Origin of the sequence: Massilia orientalis, assembly GCF_030411975.2 — a bacterium.
Classification (GTDB): Bacteria; Pseudomonadota; Gammaproteobacteria; order Burkholderiales; family Burkholderiaceae_D; genus Telluria; species Telluria orientalis.
Map to the genome: position 1 here is coordinate 1 of NZ_JASNRB020000015.1, position 17,923 is coordinate 17,923.

10 protein-coding genes are annotated in these 17,923 nt (G+C 62.9%); 5 read left to right on the top strand and 5 right to left on the bottom strand.

What is annotated here, in order from left to right; genetic code table 11:
• Positions 1-803: glycoside hydrolase family 27 protein (locus QPK29_RS22495; RefSeq protein WP_400189831.1), on the bottom strand; the 803-nt coding region annotated here is incomplete at its 3' end.
• A 629-nt stretch (positions 804-1,432) separates the two neighbouring features.
• Between QPK29_RS22495 and QPK29_RS22500 the strand changes: the two genes are divergently transcribed.
• Entirely contained in the window at positions 1,433-2,539 is a 1,107-nt protein-coding gene (locus QPK29_RS22500) for a substrate-binding domain-containing protein (protein WP_400189832.1), read from the top strand.
• A 119-nt stretch (positions 2,540-2,658) separates the two neighbouring features.
• Complete coding sequence (locus tag QPK29_RS22505; protein WP_371771171.1) at positions 2,659-4,995, top strand: dockerin; 2,337 nt, start codon at positions 2,659-2,661, stop codon at positions 4,993-4,995.
• Between the two features lies 1 nt (position 4,996).
• Here the strand turns inward: QPK29_RS22505 and QPK29_RS22510 are convergent, their stop codons facing one another.
• Positions 4,997-5,368 carry a hypothetical protein gene (locus QPK29_RS22510; RefSeq protein ID WP_160408907.1) on the bottom strand — a complete coding sequence of 124 codons (372 nt, stop codon included), beginning with the start codon at positions 5,366-5,368 and terminating at the stop codon, positions 4,997-4,999.
• A 707-nt stretch (positions 5,369-6,075) separates the two neighbouring features.
• Here QPK29_RS22510 and QPK29_RS22515 point away from each other — a divergent pair.
• From QPK29_RS22515 to QPK29_RS22525, 3 genes are all read left to right on the top strand, one after another.
• Complete coding sequence (locus tag QPK29_RS22515) at positions 6,076-7,332, top strand: hypothetical protein (RefSeq protein ID WP_056125668.1); 1,257 nt, start codon at positions 6,076-6,078, stop codon at positions 7,330-7,332.
• A gap of 42 nt (positions 7,333-7,374) precedes the next feature.
• The gene (locus QPK29_RS22520; protein ID WP_160408911.1) at positions 7,375-10,524 is read left to right on the top strand and encodes a TonB-dependent receptor; all 3,150 of its coding nucleotides are present in this window, start codon (positions 7,375-7,377) and stop codon (positions 10,522-10,524) included.
• Between the two features lie 144 nt (positions 10,525-10,668).
• A complete protein-coding gene (locus QPK29_RS22525; RefSeq protein ID WP_371771172.1) occupies positions 10,669-11,829 on the top strand; it encodes a helix-turn-helix domain-containing protein in 1,161 nt (386 codons plus the stop codon).
• A gap of 19 nt (positions 11,830-11,848) precedes the next feature.
• Here QPK29_RS22525 and QPK29_RS22530 read toward each other — a convergent pair whose 3' ends face one another.
• The 3 genes from QPK29_RS22530 to QPK29_RS22540 form a co-directional block, all read right to left on the bottom strand.
• The gene (locus QPK29_RS22530; protein ID WP_371771173.1) at positions 11,849-14,938 is read right to left on the bottom strand and encodes a family 43 glycosylhydrolase; all 3,090 of its coding nucleotides are present in this window, start codon (positions 14,936-14,938) and stop codon (positions 11,849-11,851) included.
• 40 nt (positions 14,939-14,978) lie between these two features.
• A complete protein-coding gene (locus tag QPK29_RS22535) occupies positions 14,979-15,947 on the bottom strand; it encodes a PA14 domain-containing protein (protein WP_371771174.1) in 969 nt (322 codons plus the stop codon).
• Positions 15,948-16,069: 122 nt separating this feature from the next.
• Complete coding sequence (locus QPK29_RS22540) at positions 16,070-17,605, bottom strand: alpha-N-arabinofuranosidase (RefSeq protein WP_371771175.1); 1,536 nt, start codon at positions 17,603-17,605, stop codon at positions 16,070-16,072.
• Positions 17,606-17,923 lie beyond the last annotated feature (318 nt).

Below are 17,923 nucleotides of genomic sequence, written 5' to 3' on the forward strand. Positions count from 1 at the left end.
AGATGGGCGCGGTCTTCATCCTCGCTCATGCCGTTGCCCACTTCGAGCATGTCCATATCGTTCCAGTGGCCGGGCCCTGCGAACTTGCGCAGGCCTGCTTGCTTGTCGAGGATGCGCAGCACGCCCAGACCGGTCGAGAGGCCGGGACTGAATTCGCAGTCGAAGCAATTATAGATATCGGGTGTGGTGCGCCACGAATGGCCGACCTGGCCGGCCCACTCCCAGGGCTTGCTCATGCCCCATTCGCACAAGCTGAAGAGCATCGGACGGCCCGCCTTGGCGATCGCGTCGCGCATCGTGGTGTAGGCCGCTTCAGCGTTCATGCTCGGGGTGTTGCACCAATCGTACTTGACGTAATCGATGTCCCAGCTGGCATAGGTCCGCGCATCCTGATACTCGTGGCCGCGGCTGCCGGGACGGCCGCCGCAGGTGGTCGCGCCGGCGTCCGAGTAGATGCCCAGCTTGAGTCCCTTGCCATGTACATAGTCCGCCAGCGCCTTCATGCCGGATGGGAAGCGCTTGGGGTCGGGCTGGATATTGCCGTCGGTGTCACGCTGGCCTTGCCAGCAATCGTCGATGTTCACGTACTGGAAGCCGGCGTCCTTCAAGCCCTGCTTGACCATGGCGTCGGCGGTCTCGCGGATCAGGCGCTCGTCGATTTCGCAGGCGAATTTGTTCCAGCTGTTCCAGCCCATTTGCGGGGTGCTGGCCAGGCCCTCGGCCTTTTGAGCCCAGCTAGTGCCGTAGGCGGCGGCACCCAGCAAGACGCCTAACACGAGCTGCGCCGTGCGTTTGGTGTTCATCTTGATTCCTATCATTATGCGGATGTTTGAAAGTTTGCGTTCGTGTGGGCGGCCAGCACGCTTGCCGTGACCGCCGCAATTGCAAGGTCGGGCATTGGCCGCCTATTTTGCGTCCGGGGCCGTGGGCGGTAGCGGAACCTGGCCTGGGCCTGAAGCATAGGCAATCCGTCGTGGACAACGATATCGGCGGCAATCGAATTTCTAGCAATCCGCAGAAATTGCAAGCAATCTTGACCACAGTGAAAATTGGTCGAGGCAGCTGGATCCCAGCAGCCGTAGCAGGAACAGCCCGCCGATAGCGCTCCGTCGCAACCACGCGCCTGAACATGGCGGCTGAACCGCTGCCATCCTGGACCGCGAGGCGCGGTCATCCCACCCCTGCCAGTCTCCATGTCGCCGGCCGCCACGGCCGATTTCTACTGTGGCTGACATCGCTTGCAATTTCTGCGGTTTGCAAGAGATTCGCTTGACAGCGATATCGGTGCCCATGCGGAACGGCCTATGTTTCACACACGGCCCCGATTCCGCGACCGTCTTCCGTTCGCCACGGTGCCCGAACCCGGCACCCAGCCGGTGCTGGGAATCGGCCCGCTGAGGTTTCGGAAATGCTTTCCAAACACACAAATAAAATGGACACGACGAAAGTACAGCGGATCGCACTGTTATTCAACGCGAACAAGATATTCGATTACGAAGTCATTGCCGGCATTGCCGCCTATTTTGGAAGTACGGGGGCGGCCTGGGATATCTTCCTGGAAGAAGATTTCCGATTGCGCCTTGCGGGCATCGAGCACTGGCAGGGCGACGGCGTTATCGCCAACTTTGACGATCCAGCCGTGGCAGAAGCGTTGTCGCGCTGTAGCGTACCGGTGGTCGCAATTGGCGGTTCCTATGGCGACCCGTCCAATTACCCGGCCGGTGTGCCCTACGTCGCGACCGACAATATCAAGCTGATCGAACTGGCACATCAGCATCTGATCGATGTCGGCCTGCAGCGTTTCGCCATGTTCAGCGTTCCCGCCACCGCGGAAAGCCGCTGGGCGCAGGAGCGCGAGAATGCCTTCCGCAGCCTGATGCAGGGCGACCGCCTTGAAGCGGAGATATTCCGCGGCTGCGAAACCAGCGTCCATTCGTGGGACGAGGCGGTCCAGGGGCAGATTGACTGGTTGCGCCGCTTGCCCAAACCGGTTGGCATCATCGCCGTCACGGACGCGCGTGCACGCCAGCTCATACAGGCCTGCATTATCGCCAACATCGAAGTGCCGGAACAGGTGGCGATCATCGGCATCGACAACGACCCGCTGGTGCGCAGGCTCACCCGCATACCGCTCAGTTCCGTGATCCAGGGCGCGCAGGATATCGGGCGCGCGGCCGCCCGTCTGATCGGGCAGATGCTGCACGGGGTGTGCCCGCCGCAGACGCCGATCGTGGTGCCGCCGGCCGGCATCAACGTGCACGCGTCCAGCCAGTACCAGCTGATCAAGCATCCGAACGTGATGCGCGCGCGCCACTTCATCCGCCAGTATGCGTGCCAGGGCATCAGGACCGAACAGGTGGCCCAATACGTGGGCGTGTCGCGTTCTACGCTCGACGCCGTGTTTCGCCAGGAGCTGGGATGCAGCGTGCACGACGTGATCCTGAGCTTCAGGCTCAGTGCCGCCCGGGCCGGCCTGGATAGCGGGGATTGCAGCAAGGCCGACGTGGCGCTGAACAGCGGCGTTACGTCTATCCAGTAAGTGCGTTGAACCGGGCGTTTTTTGAAGCTGACTTCCGCAACGATTGTGGCGCCGGCCAGCGCGGCGGAGCTACGTTCGCTACCGGAAAACGTCAAGCCAATCCTGTTTGAGGAGACAATATGTTTCGGAAGCATAATTTCATCGTCCCGACGCTGGTCGCGGCGCTTCTTGCCGGTTGCAGCGGGGGCAGCACGACCCCCGGCGCGTCCGGCACCGCACCGGCCCTCGCCGCCACCACCGGCTCGGCCACCAGTTATACGAGCGTGAAGTGGGCCGGTGGCGGCTACGTCACCGGTCTCGTCTACCATCCGACGACCGCGGGCCTCATGTACGCACGCACCGACATCGGCGGCGCCTACCGCTGGAATGATTCAAACGGGTCGTGGACGCCCATCACCGACGGTATCGGTTTCAGCGGGGGCGAGAGCGAGTTTCACGGCGTCGAAAGCATTGCCCTCGATCCGGCCAACGACCAGCTCGTCTATCTGGTGACCGGCGTGTATACGAAAGACGGCGGCGGCAACCCGACCAACGGCCGTATCTATGCCTCTAGCAACCGCGGCCTCACCTGGACGCACTACGACCTGCCTTTCCCGGTGGGTGGCAATGAAGGCGGCCGGGCCATCGGCGAACGGCTGAAGCTCGATCCCACCAATCCGTCGACGATGTTCTACGCCTCGCGCACGGCCGGCCTGTGGAAAAGCACGAACTCGGGTCAGACGTGGACCCAGACGGCTCTGTCGAGCACCGTGCTCACGGGCGCCCAGATCCAGGCGATCGGCGCCGTGAAGGGCGTCGAGCAGATCATGTTCGACAACTCGAACGTGGGTGGCGGCCAGACGACCTGGATCATGTATGCCGCCGTCGCGCCGGACTACGGCCAGGTGGCGGGCCTGACCTCGACCCTGTACAAGTCCGTCAACGGCGGCTTTTCGTGGACGCCGGTGTCGGTCCCGTCGAACGTGTCCGGTTACTACGTCCCGCACATGGTGCGTGCCAGCGACGGCATGTACTATGTGGTATTCAACCAGAACGCCGGCGAGGGCGCCGGCGGTCCCGGCTACCTCTACAAGTTCGGTGGCGTGGCCGGCAATGAGTCCTGGAACCAGCTCTCCAGCATCACGACCGGCGGCGGCTACGGCGGTGTGTCCGTGTACGGCACCGGCTCGACGGCCCGTATCGCGCTGGCCGTGACCGGGACCTGGAGCGCCGCCGGTCCTGTCGTCCAGCTGTCCGACAACGGCGGCAGCACCTGGCGCGAAATCGCGGGCGGCATGCTGCATTACGGCGGACAGTTCTGGGGCTGGATCGACGACATCGAGATCGATCCAGCCAACCGCGACCACATCATGCACGTCACCGGCGGCGGCGTCTGGGAAACCTGGAACGCGTCGTCGGCCACGCCGAGCTGGGATTTCCCGAACAACAACCTCGAGGAGACCGCCACCCTGGCCGTCGTCACGCCGCCGGCCGGCGCGCCGTACAAGTTCGTCAACAGCGCAGGCGACATCGGGACATGGGTCCAGACCGACCTCGCGACGACGCCGACCAGGGGCCCTCTCGCTGATTGGAACAACGGCAACTACGCGGACGTGCTGTGGTCTGATCCGAATTACATCGTCGGTGCCGGCCTCAACAACGCAACTCAACCAAAAAGCGTCTTCGGCTTCTGGTCCGGCGACGCCGGCAACTCGTGGTCGAACTTCGCGACCCTGCCTGCGGGCGCGGCAGCGAACGATTCCGACAACGGGAGTATCGTGACCACGTCGCGCAACAACGTGATCTGGGCGCCGTCCGGCTCGGTGCCATCCTATACCACGAACAATGGCGCGAGCTGGACCGCGACCAACCTGCCGGCGCCGGCAAACCCCGGCGGCTGGGCTAACGGCTATCGCCTGGTCGTCGACCGGAAGAATCCGAAAAAGGTCTATGCCTACGATTCGGGGGGCGCATTCTGGGGGCCGGCGGGCAAGGTCTACGTCGCGACCGATGGCGGCCACAGCTTCACGCTGAGCCAGGGCTCGGTGTCGGCGAACCTGTATCACAACGCCTTTGATCTCACGTCGATGGTGGTCAACCCGAACGTCGAGGGTGACCTCTGGCTGGCCGACGGCAACGCCGTATACCACTCGACCAATTCGGGGTCGACCTGGACCAGGCTGAACGGCTTCGCGACGGTCGGTGACGACGGCGCGCGGGGCCAACTGCATGGCGCCAGCGTGATCGCCCTGGGCAAGGCACAGGCGGGCAGCCCGTACTCGGCCGCGATCTACGTCGTGGGTACGATGAATGGCGTATGGGGCTTGTACCACTCCGACGATGGTGGTGCGACCTGGGCGCGCTTCAACGATGATGCGCACCAGTACGGCGGCATCGGCGCGATGGCGGGCGACTGGAACACCTACGGGCGCGTCTACTTCAGTGGCGCCGGCCGCGGTCTGATCTACACCAACTGAGTCATACGTCCCAGACGCCGCCAATGACCGCTGCGGCACCGCAAACGTGCCGCAGCGGTCTTTCGATCTGAACCGCAGCTTGCAACCGGAGCGCCGGTGTCGTCAGGCCGCGTGCATCGAGTCCCTTCGCCATCTTGCACGTGATGAAGTCGCTGCCGTGTCGAGCATGGCCCCGGCTTATGCTGGCCGGTCCAGTCGATCCAGATCGTCCCCCCTCGCGCGCATGCCTGCGTGGCAGCTTTTGGAGCAGCGGCAGGCAATGTATTTCTTCGAGCCGGGCATCCCGGGCAGGCAGGTGGTCGGCGCTCCAGTCCACCGCATCCACGCGATATTTCTTAAATGCAACAAAGTCGATGCGGGGCGCGCCGGTCATCCGCTCCCTGGTTCCACGAGCGGCCTGTGGCGTGGCAGCCAATTCTTCCGGCCCGCTTGCCTGACCGACGCCACCCGTCACGGCCGATTTTTACTCTAGCTGACATTCCTTGCAATTTCTGCGGAGTGCAAGAAATTCGATTACCGGCGATATCGTTGCCCATGAGGGACGGCCTATGCTTCACACATGGGTTGGGCTCCGCAACCGCCTCCCGGCCGCAGACGATCCTGGGCTTCACACACGTTCGCTCTCCTCCGTGGCGGGTTTCCGCAGCGGTTTTATGGGGCAGCTTTGGCTGCCCCTTTTTTCGGAGCGGCCCAGCACGGGGGCAATTGTTTCAAATATATAAAGATCAAGATATGTCGATACGGCGCCATCGAAGCAGCTGGTTGACCGGTATCGATAATAAAAGCAGGGAGACAAGACGTGCACCTCAGGCTCATTGCATGCAGCAGCAACCGGTCCGCAAACCTTTCGCCGTCCCGGCGTACATCATGGCGCGCTGTTTTTTTTCGCGTTTTTGAAAACGATTTCATAACGCCGGCGACGCTCTGCCAGTCCGTTCATCCTTGACCAGTACCAACCTCCCTGCCGCGAATGTCGAGCGAAGCGGGCAGGGAGCAATCTTTTCTTGTCATCGGCGCAGCCGGTGCCGAGCAACTTCAGCAAACAAAAAAGAAAGGAAGATTCCAATGAGGAGACAAACCATGAGATTCCAGCTGACGGCAGTCGGACTGGCCTGCGGCATGTTGTTGGCCGGCTGCAGCGGCGGCGGCGGTTCGAGCGACGGCGCGAAGGCGCAATCCATTTCGTTCCCATTCGTGGGCGGACCGACGCTCGCCGCCCCGCCCGAGGTCGCGACCGTCCAGCTGACGGCGACGGCGAGCGGAGGTGGCGAGGTGACCTTCACGTCGAATACGCCGGATATCTGCACCGTCAACGGCGCTACGCTGTCGCTGATCAAAGCGGGCGAGTGCTCGGTGACCGCAAACCAGGCGGGTGGCAACGGCTACACCCCCGCCTCGGAAAACCAGATTTTCGGCATCCCCAAACGGTCGCAGACGGTGATCTTCCGCAATCCAGGGGCGCTACCGCTGGATTCGACGCCGGTTCCGCTGGTCGCCACGACCAGCATTGCCGGCAAAGCCGTTACCTTTACGTCCAGCACGCCCACGGTCTGCACGGTCAGCGGCAACACGATGACCAAGGTCGACAACGGGCTGTGCAAGATCACGGCGCAGGTCGTCGATGATATCTATGCCCCCGGCACGGTTGTCCGGAGCATCCCGATCGGCACCGCGCAAGCGGATGCGCTGACGTTCCTGAGCGGCTACAAGAGCACCGACCAGACCAATGAGTCGGGCAGCATCGAGACCTACGCCGGCAGCAGCGCGGACGGTTGGTGGTGTGCCACGAACTGGTGCGGCCGCACCGTGCCCACCGACGGCAGCAGCTTCACCTGGTACTACAACATCCAGCCGGATTCCGGCAATGGACTGGGTGGCTACATGGGCGTCAAGCTGCTCGCGGGTGGCCTGGCGAAGCTCGTCGAGAACGGCGACACGCCCGCTGGCGCACGGATCGATGCCCAGACGGCCCTGAAGTTCAAGCTCGCGCAGAACCCTGAATGGTTCGGCAACGGCAACAACGGGGTCGATATCAACCTGTACCTCGGCCACTTCGCCGTCAAGGACGGCAAGGCCTGCAACGTGAAGCTGCACGCGACGGTAATGCCGACCGCTGCAGCCGCCACGAGCTACAGCGTCGATCTCAAGGACAAGTTCACGATTGCGGAATCGTGCGGCCTGACGGGACTCGACCTCTGGACCGAGTTGCAGGATTACCCGATCGCGCAAGTCGAATTCTCCGCAGTGAGCGCGAACGCCTCGATGGCGACCGCGGGTACGGACAAGCTGACCTACTCGACCCAACTCACGCTGACCGGCCCCATCACCTTCCAATGACCGCGGACGGCGACCAAGGTATTTAATAAAAGGATATAAATAATGACAAGAATTGAGACGAAGATCGTGAGGAAACCGATCAAGATGACCGCGCTGTCGTTGGCGGTGGCGCAGGCCGCACTGGCCTGGGGCGGCGCGGCGCATGCGCAAACGGCGCCGGCCGGCGACCCGCCTACGCAGACGGTGGTCGTGAGCGGCCAGCGCGCCGCCATGCAGTCGGCGCAAAAACTCAAGCAGAACGCCGAGGAAGTCGTCGATGCCGTCGTTGCGGAAGAGGCCGGCAAACTGCCGGACAAGTCGATCACCGAAGTGCTGCAGCGCGTCGCGGGCGTGACGATCGACCGCAACCGTTCGCGCGGCGACCCGGAACACTTCTCGGTCGAAGGTTCGGGCATTTCGGTGCGTGGCCTGACCTGGGGTTCGTCCACGCTGAACGGCCGCGAATCGTTCTCGGCCGGCTATCCGGGCCGTGAGCTGAGCTGGGGCGACATCCCGCCGGAACTCATGTCCGCAGTGGTCGTGCACAAGAATCCGCCCGCCGAGCTGGTCGAAGGCGGCGTCAGCGGTCAGGTGGATCTGCGTACCGCGCTGCCATTCGACTACAAGGACGGCAAGGTCGCCCTGTCGGTGAACGGCAACTACAACGCCCTGGGCAGCAAGAAGTCGCCGGGCCTGTCGGCCCTGGTGTCGAAGCGGTGGAATACCCGCACCGGGCAATGGGGCGCGTTGATCGACCTGTCTGCCAACCGCACCAATTCCCACAACGATACGGTTCAGGTGGATGCGTATTTCCCACGCACCGACATCGTTGACAGCCAGACCGTCTGGATCCCGAAGTCCGCGTCTTTCCGCACCAATACGAGCCAGGTCGACCGTGCCGGTGTCTATGGCGCGCTGCAGTGGAAGAACAACGGCATGGAATCGGCACTGACGTACTTCCATACCGGTTACAGGTCGGCCAACACCGAGAACGCCACGTTTACGGCCGTCGAGTCGCCGTACCTGGTCAAGCCGCTCGATCCGGTTTTCAACCAGAACGGCATCTTGCAGAAAGGCCTCTACACTTACCCGATCGGCGGCGTGGGCGCGAACAGCTTCGCGGCCGGTGGCCTGGGTTACCAGTCCGACACCGGCTTCGACACCAGCAAATCGCAGACGCGCGAGATCGCCTGGAACTTCAAGTGGAACATCAACGACCGCTGGGCCATCCAGAGCGACTTGCAGTGGGTGCATGCGACGAACAGCGGCGAGGGCAACGTCATGACCTTGGGCACGTTCGTGCCGAACCTGGGCATCGACTTGTCGGGCAGTCTGCCGAAGGTGACGTTCGACGACAATGACCGCGCCTTCCTGGCGAATCGCGACAACTACTACATGAGCTTCATGATGCCGTCGATGACCAAGGCCAGGGGCGACCTGTATGCCTGGAAGACGGACGCGCGTTTCCACTTCGACGACGACGTGCTGCGCGACCTGCGCTTTGGCGTGCGCCTCACCAAGCGTACGGCGGTCCGCTCCGACGCCTCCGGTGGCATCGGCGGCTGGAAGAGCATTGCCGAGCCATGGTCCGTCAACGCGACAAAGGTGCCGGGCACTCTGCCTCTGCTCGCGGACAAGGGTTGGCAAGCACGCCCCAACGTCAGTTACTTCAGCGATCCGCGCTACGGCAACCTGGTGCAAACGTCCTCGTATACGTTCCCGACTTTCTTCAATGGCAAGATTCCCCAGGTGCCAATGATGGTCGTTCCGGACCCGGCCTTCGTCCGGAACCTGGCCAATAATGCGAAACTCATCCCGGCCCTGCAGATGCAGTGCCAGGACGGCAACGCATACTATGGCACCAACAATGATTGCTCGACCGCGGATGGCGGCTGGAAACCGCTGGCCTACAACGACGATCCGGCCCAGACCAGCAGCCAGCAGGAACGCACCGAAGCCGCCTACGGCCAACTGCGTTTCGGCTTCGACAACTTGCGTTTCCCCGTCGAGGGCAACCTCGGCGTGCGTGTGATCCACACGCGCAGCGAGTCCCACGGCTTCACGATCTTCAATCCGACGTATGGCTCGAACGCGTCGGATGTGATCCCGCGCTTCGCCGCGATCAAGGATCCGGTGAATGCGTCGCAGCAGTACGTCGACGTGCTGCCCAGCCTGAACCTGAAGGCCGACCTGACGGACAAGCTGCAAACCCGTTTCGCGTTCGCCAAGTCGATGTACCGTCCGCCGTTCGACAACCTGAACGAGTACATCAACCTGAACCAGAACATCACGTCGGGCACCGGCGCCGAGGCCGGCACCATCAAGAGCATCAGCTACACGGGCAACGACCGGGGTAACGCCAAGCTGAAGCCGGTCCGCTCCAGCAACTTCGACTGGACGCTCGAATGGTATCCGGGCAACGGTTCGTCGCTGACCATGGCCGTGTTCCGCAAGAATGTGCGTGACATCATCTTGAACACGGCATTCACCAGGACCTACAAGAGCCTGGCGGGCAACGACCAGGCGTTCCTGATCACGGGGCCGGACAACGTCGCAAAGGGTTCGGTGACGGGCCTGGAACTGGCGGGCCAGACCTACTTCAACAATGTGCCGGGGCTGGACCGCATACTGCCGGACTGGGCCAAGGGCTTCGGCATCTCGGCGAACTACACGTACATCGACAGCAAGCAGGACCTGTACCATCCGTTCACCCAGAAGTATTGCCCGGCGAACGGATCGTTCAACAACAGCTCGCTGAGCCTGTACGGCTGCGACACCAACGGCCTGCCGTTCACGTCGTTGCCGATCCTGTACCTGTCGAAGAACGCGTACAACCTCATGTTCCTGTATGACCGCGGTCCGCTGTCGGCACGTCTGGCCTATAGCTGGCGCAGCCGGTTCCTGCAGGGCGTGGGTGCGAACGGCACGGGCGGTGACAACGCCACGAGTGCCGATCCGGACCGCGCCGCCGCGAACGGCGGCACGGCGCCGACGGACGTGGGCTACGGCCTGCCGACCTGGCAGGAAGCGACGGGCCAGCTGGACTTTGGCGTGGACTACAGGTTCAACGAGCACATCTCGGGCAACTTCTCGGCGAGCAACCTGACGGACATGGTCGTGCGCCAGACGCAGCAGCAAGGCATCGGCAACATGCCCCGCGCCTGGTTCGAGCCGGGCCGCAGCTTCCGCCTGAGCCTGCGTTACACGTACTAAAGGAAAAGGCGGCCCCGCCTGCGGGGCCGCCCCTGCCTCCGCGTCGACAAGCCGGGCCCGGTGCGGACCGGCTTTATTCGCTTGTATGCGGCTTGACCGCCAGGCCACCGGTTCGCCACTGTCGGGCCTGCCACCTTCATTGACATGCACCCGCTATATTCAAAAGCATTGGTCCGGCTGGTCCTGCTTCTCGGTATCAGTACACTGGCCGGGTATGTTTGCGTCAGCCGCAGCCATCACCGCGTCCCGTTGTTTGGGCAGGCAGATTTTTCCTGGCAGTTGCGAACGCACAAAGGCAACGACGCGACAACCAGCCTGGATGCGCGAGTCGATGCCGCGCGCCTGATCATGGAGTTCGTCCTGTCAGGCAGCAGCTCCAGACCCTATGTATCGAGCGGCCTGCTCTTCAGAGACAGCAACGGTAAACCGGCATTGCTCGACTGGTCCAGATTCGACAAGATCAGTGTCGAGGCACGCTGCCTCCCCGCCGGTACCATCCGGATCAGCCTGGCCACCTTCGATGACAAGCTGTCCAGAGTGGATGATCTGATGACCTACCGTTCGCCGTCGGCATACATTAACTGCGATCAGGACGGGGCTCATGCCGAACTCGATCTGGCGCATTTGACTGTTCCGCAATGGTGGGTCGACTCGAACAAGCTCAACCCATCCGACCTGGGCTACTCGCTGGCCAAGGTTGCGCAGATCGAAGTGGGCACCAGCACCGCCAGCGGCGTCGGCATCCCGTCGCGTATCGAAATCGCGAACATCGAATTGCACGAGCGGAAATATGGCTACCTGTATTTTCTCGCCGCATTCCTGACGGTCGCCTGGGCTGGTTTCGGGTTCTGGTTCGTCAGGCAGTACGCCGTGGTGTTGGCCAATGACCTTCATGCGCGGATGCAGAAGGACGTGCCGCTGGTGGCGTACCAGCAGCTGGCGCTGGAGACACACCGGGAAAAAGGAAAATCCGCCATTCTGCGATTGCTGGCGACGCGTTATGCGGATCCAGGACTGGACCTGGAGACCGTGGTGGCGGAAACCGGTGTCAACCGCAATAAGGTCAACGACATATTAAAGGCGGAAACAGGCTACACCTTCATCGGTTACGTGAACAAGCTCAGATTGACCGAAGCAGCGCGCCTGTTGGTGGAAAACACCGGTGCCAGTATTGCAGAAATTGCCTATTCGGTCGGCTACCGAAACTCCTCGTATTTCATCAAGCTCTTCAAGCAAGAATACCAATGCACCCCGAAGGCATTCCGGGATGCATGCAAAAAGGACGCGCGCGAGCCGGCGCGATAATGCCTTCCGCCGGACGCGGTCAGCGGGAGCCCCCGCTTTGACCGATCCGGTAGTAGTCGAAGTCGACGCGGCCGCCGGCGGTCTGCGTCGAATAATAGAAGAGCGCGTAGCGGTAACCCATGAAGTGCGGGAAGGTGTAGGTAAGGCGCGAGGGACGCCCGATCGGGGTCCAGGATTTGCCGTCGAGGCTGTAGGAGAAGCGGGCGACTTCAGGCGCCCCCGGTATGCCATAGCTCTGGGCGCCATTCTCGTCGACGCCGAAACGGGCATCGTCAGGCGCGGACTGGAATTCGCATTCGACCTTGAGGTGAACGGTTTTGCCGGAAAGGGGAATGGAGGCGACCTCCTCGGGCTGGCCGGAGTCGGCGCTCACCATGACGAGCGACCTGGCGCCGTCGCTCATCTTTACGCCAACAAAGCCGTATTTTTTCTGAAAGGCGGCAAGGCCGGTCCAGTCGCCGTCTTTCATGCCGCTCACGTCGATGCTGGTGGTGGCGAAACTGTCAGGGCCAAAGGTGCGCTGGGTGAGGGTATTCCTGGCCTCGGGCAGGCTGGAATCGACCCGGCTGGTGACGAAGCTCAGGTAGCCGGGGCGCTTGGTGAGCGACCAGTTACGCGGCTCGGGATTGTGATTCCATTGCCAGGTGAGGGGCAGGGCGGGGGCGCCGGGCGAGCGGTCGAATTCGTCGGAGGCGACGATGCCGGATGCGCCCGAGCGGCCCTGTCGGCCGGCGGGGATGTCGAGCGTCATGGGCACCTCGCCGTCCTGGCCGAGCACGGGCCAGCCGTCCTGCCAGGTCACGGGCACGAGGTAGGGGACGCGACCGACGGCGCCGTTGTCCTTGAAAAGATAGGCATACCATTTGCCTTCCGGGGTGTCGATGAGGCCGCCCTGGGCGATACCGCGATCATCGAGCGCGATGCGGCCCTCGTAGGGACCGTCGATCTTGTCGGCGCGGTGGACGATGACGGTGCGTGCCCAGCGGGTCTTGGGCGAGGCGATGTTGAAGAGGTAGTAGCGGCCGTTGATCTTGGAAAGCTGCGAGCCCTCGGCTTTGAGCCCGCCCTGGTCGGCGCCGAAGAGGGCGTTGACGTTTTCGATGATGACCTTGTTCACGCCGCCGGGCTTGAATCCGGACAGATCGGGTTTCAGCTCCCTGAGCGAGATGCGGCCGCCCCCGAACACCATGTAGACACGACCGTCGTCGTCGAAAAACAGGCTGTGGTCACCCAGCGCGGGCTCGAAACTCGTCTCTTTCCACGGGCCGCGCCCGGGATCGCGCGTGGCGAAGATGTGGGTGCGTCCTCCGGCGGTGGCGGAGAAAGTCGAGGCATAGAACATGCCGTCGTGGTAACGCAGGCTGCTGGCCCAGGAGCCCTCACCGTAGGCGTTCTTGCCGTTTTCGAGGCGGAAGGCTTCGTTGTCGGCCAGGGTGTCATAGGCGTACGAGGCCATGCTCCAGTTGACCAGGTCCGTCGATTTCATGATCGGGAGGCCCGGGCTCATGTGCATCGTCGTGCTGCTCATGTAGTAGGTTTTGCCGACCCGGATGACTGCGATGTCCGGAACGTCGGCCCAGATCACGGGATTATGGGCACGATCCGCCTTTGCCGCCGGGCCGGGCCGGGACGCGCCGGAGGCGCGGTCCGCGGGCAGGTCGTGGTGCGCGAATTGCCAGTAATCGAACTTGAACAGTTCTTCGCCGGCCGCACCGCGGAACACGAAGAAGACATCCTGGACGCCGGAGGCGCCCGAGATCCGGGTGGACTGTCGCTTCCATTGGCCGCCGGTTCCCGAGACCGGCAGCGTGCCGATCAGCTGGCCGTCGAGCTTGCCCAAACGAATCTCGATCGTCGCCCCGGTGGCCTGCTTCGGCTTGGCCGTGCTGGAGAGGCTGGCCATGAAGGCGCGCGCGCCGGGCGCGCCGAAATCGACATTGCGCACCTGGATGTAGGCCCCGTCGTGGATGTTTCGTACATTCTGGCCGCCGGCGCTGCTGGGTTCGATCTTGACACCGGACGACCACGCAATGGTCTCGGCTTCGACGCGCTGGTAGGGATCGAGGGTGGCGACCGGTGCCGGGCCTTCCCTGGTCGGTTGCACCATCGGGACCGAGCCGTCCGGGTTGAACTTCAACTCATCGACGGCCACGGAACGCTTGAAACCGTCGCCTCCCGGAAGCGCGGCGTTGTGGTAGAAGAGATAGGTCTTGCCCTTGAAATCGACCACGCCCGGGTGGTTGGTGAACGCACTTTGCGGGGTCATGACGACGCCGCCGTAGGTCCACGGGCCTTCCGGTGTGGGGCCGGTGGCGTAGGCGAGATGCTCGGGGATGGGACCACCTGCAAAAAACAGGTAGGCGAGATTCTTGCGCTGATAGAGCCAGGGACCTTCTTCGTAGGACGTGCCGCGCAAGGCGTGCTTCGGAAGCGTCGTGCCTTGTGTGTCCGGAGGATTGCGCTCGCCCAGCGCCTTGACGGTCATCGGATGGCGAATGATGCCATTCTCCCCGACGCTCGTGTCGTAGGAAATCATGTCCTTGTTCAGCTTCACCGACCACAGATTCGGATTGCCCCAGGCGAGATAGGCCTGGCCTTTGTCGTCGATGTAGACGGTCGGATCGATGCTGTCGTACAGGCCGCCGGCGTGGCCGGCGATCAGTGGTTTCTTGATGGGATCGGTGTACGGGCCGAGGGGATTGTCGGCCACCAGCACGCCGATGCCCCGGCCTTGCACCGGGGCGTAGAGATACCATTTGCCATCCCTCTCGATCACCTGGGGCGCCCAGGCGCCATTATCAAAACCGTCCCAGCCGGAAATCTCCTTGGCGGCCCAGGCGAAATCCCGCAGGGAGGCGATCGCGCCATGCTGGGTCCAGTTCACCATGTCCGTCGTCGTGGCGAGCACCCAGTCCTTCATGTTGAAGTTGTTTTTTTCGCCGACATCCTGGTCGTGGCTGGAAAACAGGTAGAGCGTGCCCTGATGGACCATGGGTGCCGGATCGGCCGTATACATCGTTTGAATAATCGGGTTGTGCGCGAATGACGCCGCGGGCAGCGACGCCAGTACGGACAAGAGAACGAGAGCGGGGCGGTGTGTCTTTTTCATGAATGTCGGAAGTGAGGTATGGAACGTGGCGCTGCCCTGATTATTCCTTCGGGCGGATCGGCGGCAGCGTGCCGGCTGGCGGCCGCCCTATCAGGCTGCGCGGCAAATAGCTGTATTCGGCCGCGCCGGGCTTTTTCCACGCAAGCATCAGCGCAAGATCCGGGCCCGGGCCCTGGAAGTAGCGCAGGCGGAAATTGTGCAAGCCTTTCTCCAGCTTGATCCTGGTCGCCACGGGTGTCGGGGCGTGGATGCCGTCGTTGTCGATCACGTTTTCATCGTCGATGCTGAGAACGGCACCATCGTCGGCCAGCAGCATCAGCTCCCAGGTGGCGGTTTCGGCGATATTGACGGTAAAGCGAATATCCAGGCCGAACCATTCGATCGTCGAGCCCATACCGGGAAAGCCTTCGCGGAAGGAGCGCGGCACGATATCGAGTTGGGCCAGGCAAACGCGCTTGATCGGCTTACGCCCGCGCATGTCGTACACCGATTGGTTGCCGGCAGCGAGGCGATATACGTCGGCGACAATATGCCGATCCGACGCTTCGGCGCATTCCTCGAACAGCTTGGGAGGCGCGCTGGCTACGACCTCCTTCGCGAGTGGGGCCGGGGCGGGGGGCGCGGCCGGCGCCGGGGCCGGAGCAGGCACCGGAGCGGGAGCGGGAGCGGGAACCGGAGCCGGAGCCCGGACAGCGTCGGGCACGACGTCGGGCACTGGCAGCGGCGGCGGGACGAGAAGGGGCGGCGGCGCGAGGGTGGGTGGGGCGATATTGGCGGGCGCAGGTTCGGGAATTTTTTCTTCCGGTACTTTCTCTTCGATCAGGGCCGTTTCCAGGGCGCGCGGCGGTGGAGGCGCGGGGCGGCGCGCGGGCGACAGCAGCATGGCGATCAGCAAGGCAAGATGGATGAGCAGCACGACACCCAACGCATAGCGCCGTTTCTCGGGCCGCAACGACGGCTGCCCTTCGGTTGCGGGCGGGGGCAAACTGGATTCCGGTGTTGAACGCATACGTTTCCGAATACAAGGTCGATTGATTGACGTTTGACGCCCTTGCGGCGTCCGTTGCGGGAGCGGCGAGCTGCCGCCGCTCCTGTTCGGGATGGGCGACCATGCCCTTGCGCGCGCGGCGTCTACTCCTCCAGCGCGACCACGATCACGGCCTTTGCGGGCACCTTGATCGATAGTTTGCCGCCCGCGGCACGCGCGCTGAACGCTGCCGGCTTGATGACCTGCGGATTCTGGAACGTGTTGTGCGCATCCATCGCGGCCGAGGTCAGTACCTTGCCGGCCGCAGCATTTACCTTCGCGCCGGCGACGTCGACGGCGACATCGACCGCCTTGTGCGGATCGGTGTTGACCAGTGCCAGATACACCTTGCCGTCCTTGGCAAGCGACGCCGATGCGCTCACCCCCGGAATGGTCGTTGCGCCCATGGTGTAGCTCGTGTTGTCCTTGATTGCCAGCGGCAGCGACCTGGCATCCTGGAACGGCACATACATCTGGAACGTGTAGTAGGTCGGGGTCAGGACCATCTTCTCCTTGTCAGTCAGGATCATCGCCTGCAGGACATTGACCATTTGGGCGATCGTGGTCATGGGGACCCGCTCCGCGTGAGCATGGAAGATGTGGAAGTTGAGCGCCGCCACGAGCGCGTCGCGCAGGGAATTCTGCTGGAACAAGGCGCTTCTGGCACCCGCTTCGTCATACCAGGTGCCCCACTCGTCGATCATCAGCCCGATCTTCTTCTCGGGATCGTGCTTGTCCAGTACGGCCACGTGATCCTTGATAAGCTGATCCATTTTCAAGGTATTGGCGAGGGTCGAGATCCACTCGTCTTCCTTGAAGCCGAGGTCCTTGCCCTTGCCCTCCCAGGTGGTGCCCGCGATGGTGTACTGGTGGACGCTGATCCCCACCGTTCGGCCTTTCAGTTCCTTGCTCAGGACGTCGGTCCAGGCGGTGTCGAAACCACTGCCGCCGCTGGCAATCATCTTCGGCCTCGAATTTCCGGGCGCCCTCAGGAAATTCTCGTAATTACTGTACAGGTTCGCGTAGTAGTCGGGCTTCAAGTTGCCGCCGCAGCCCCACAACTCATTGCCGATACCGAAGTAGGCGACTTTGAACGGCTTTGCATGCCCGTTCCGGGCGCGCAGCCTGGCCAGGGGCGAGCCGCCGTCCGCCGTCATGTACTCGACCCAATCGGCCATCTCCTGCACGCTGCCGGTACCGACGTTGCCGTTGATGTAGGCGTCGGCGCCCAGCATGTCGATCAGGTCGAAGAATTCGTGGGTGCCGACGGCGTTGATCTCCTCTACGCGCCCATCGCTGATGTTGCTCGGGCGCTTGTCCTGCGGACCGACGCCATCGCGCCAATGGTAGGTGTCGGCGAAGCAGCCGCCCGGCCAGCGCACCAGCGGCACATGCAACGCCTTGAGCGCGCCGACGACGTCATTGCGCCAGCCACGGGTGTTGGGGATGTTCGACTTCGTGCCGACCCACATGCCTCCGTAGATGCCAGTGCCGAGCTGCTCGGCGAACTGGCCGTAGACGTTCTTGCTGATGACAGGGCCGGGTCGACTGGCGTCGATGCTGATGCTGACTTGGTTGGCGGCAAAAGCCGGTGCCGCGATCAGGCCGAGAACGGCGAGGCTATGTTTGATGATGTTCACTCAGTGGTATCCATGAAAGTCGTATGTTTTTTGGCGCGTCGATGCATCAGTGCTGAAGAAGGCCGCCATGACGCATGCGTCCACCGGCGCCACAGCTGGCGCGCCGGTCCAGCAAACCGGCGAAGTCTATCCCAGGGGGTCGGGAAGAGTAAGGACCGAAATTACGCTAGCGGTGAAGACATTTACAAGGTGCAGAAAATCGCATTGATACTGCACTTCCTTGCATTCGCCCTGCGGCGGCGGCGGCTTGCGCGGGCACGCGACGTCGACAGCGTCCTGTTATCGGACTTACGCAGCATGACGATCCGCTCGCCCAAG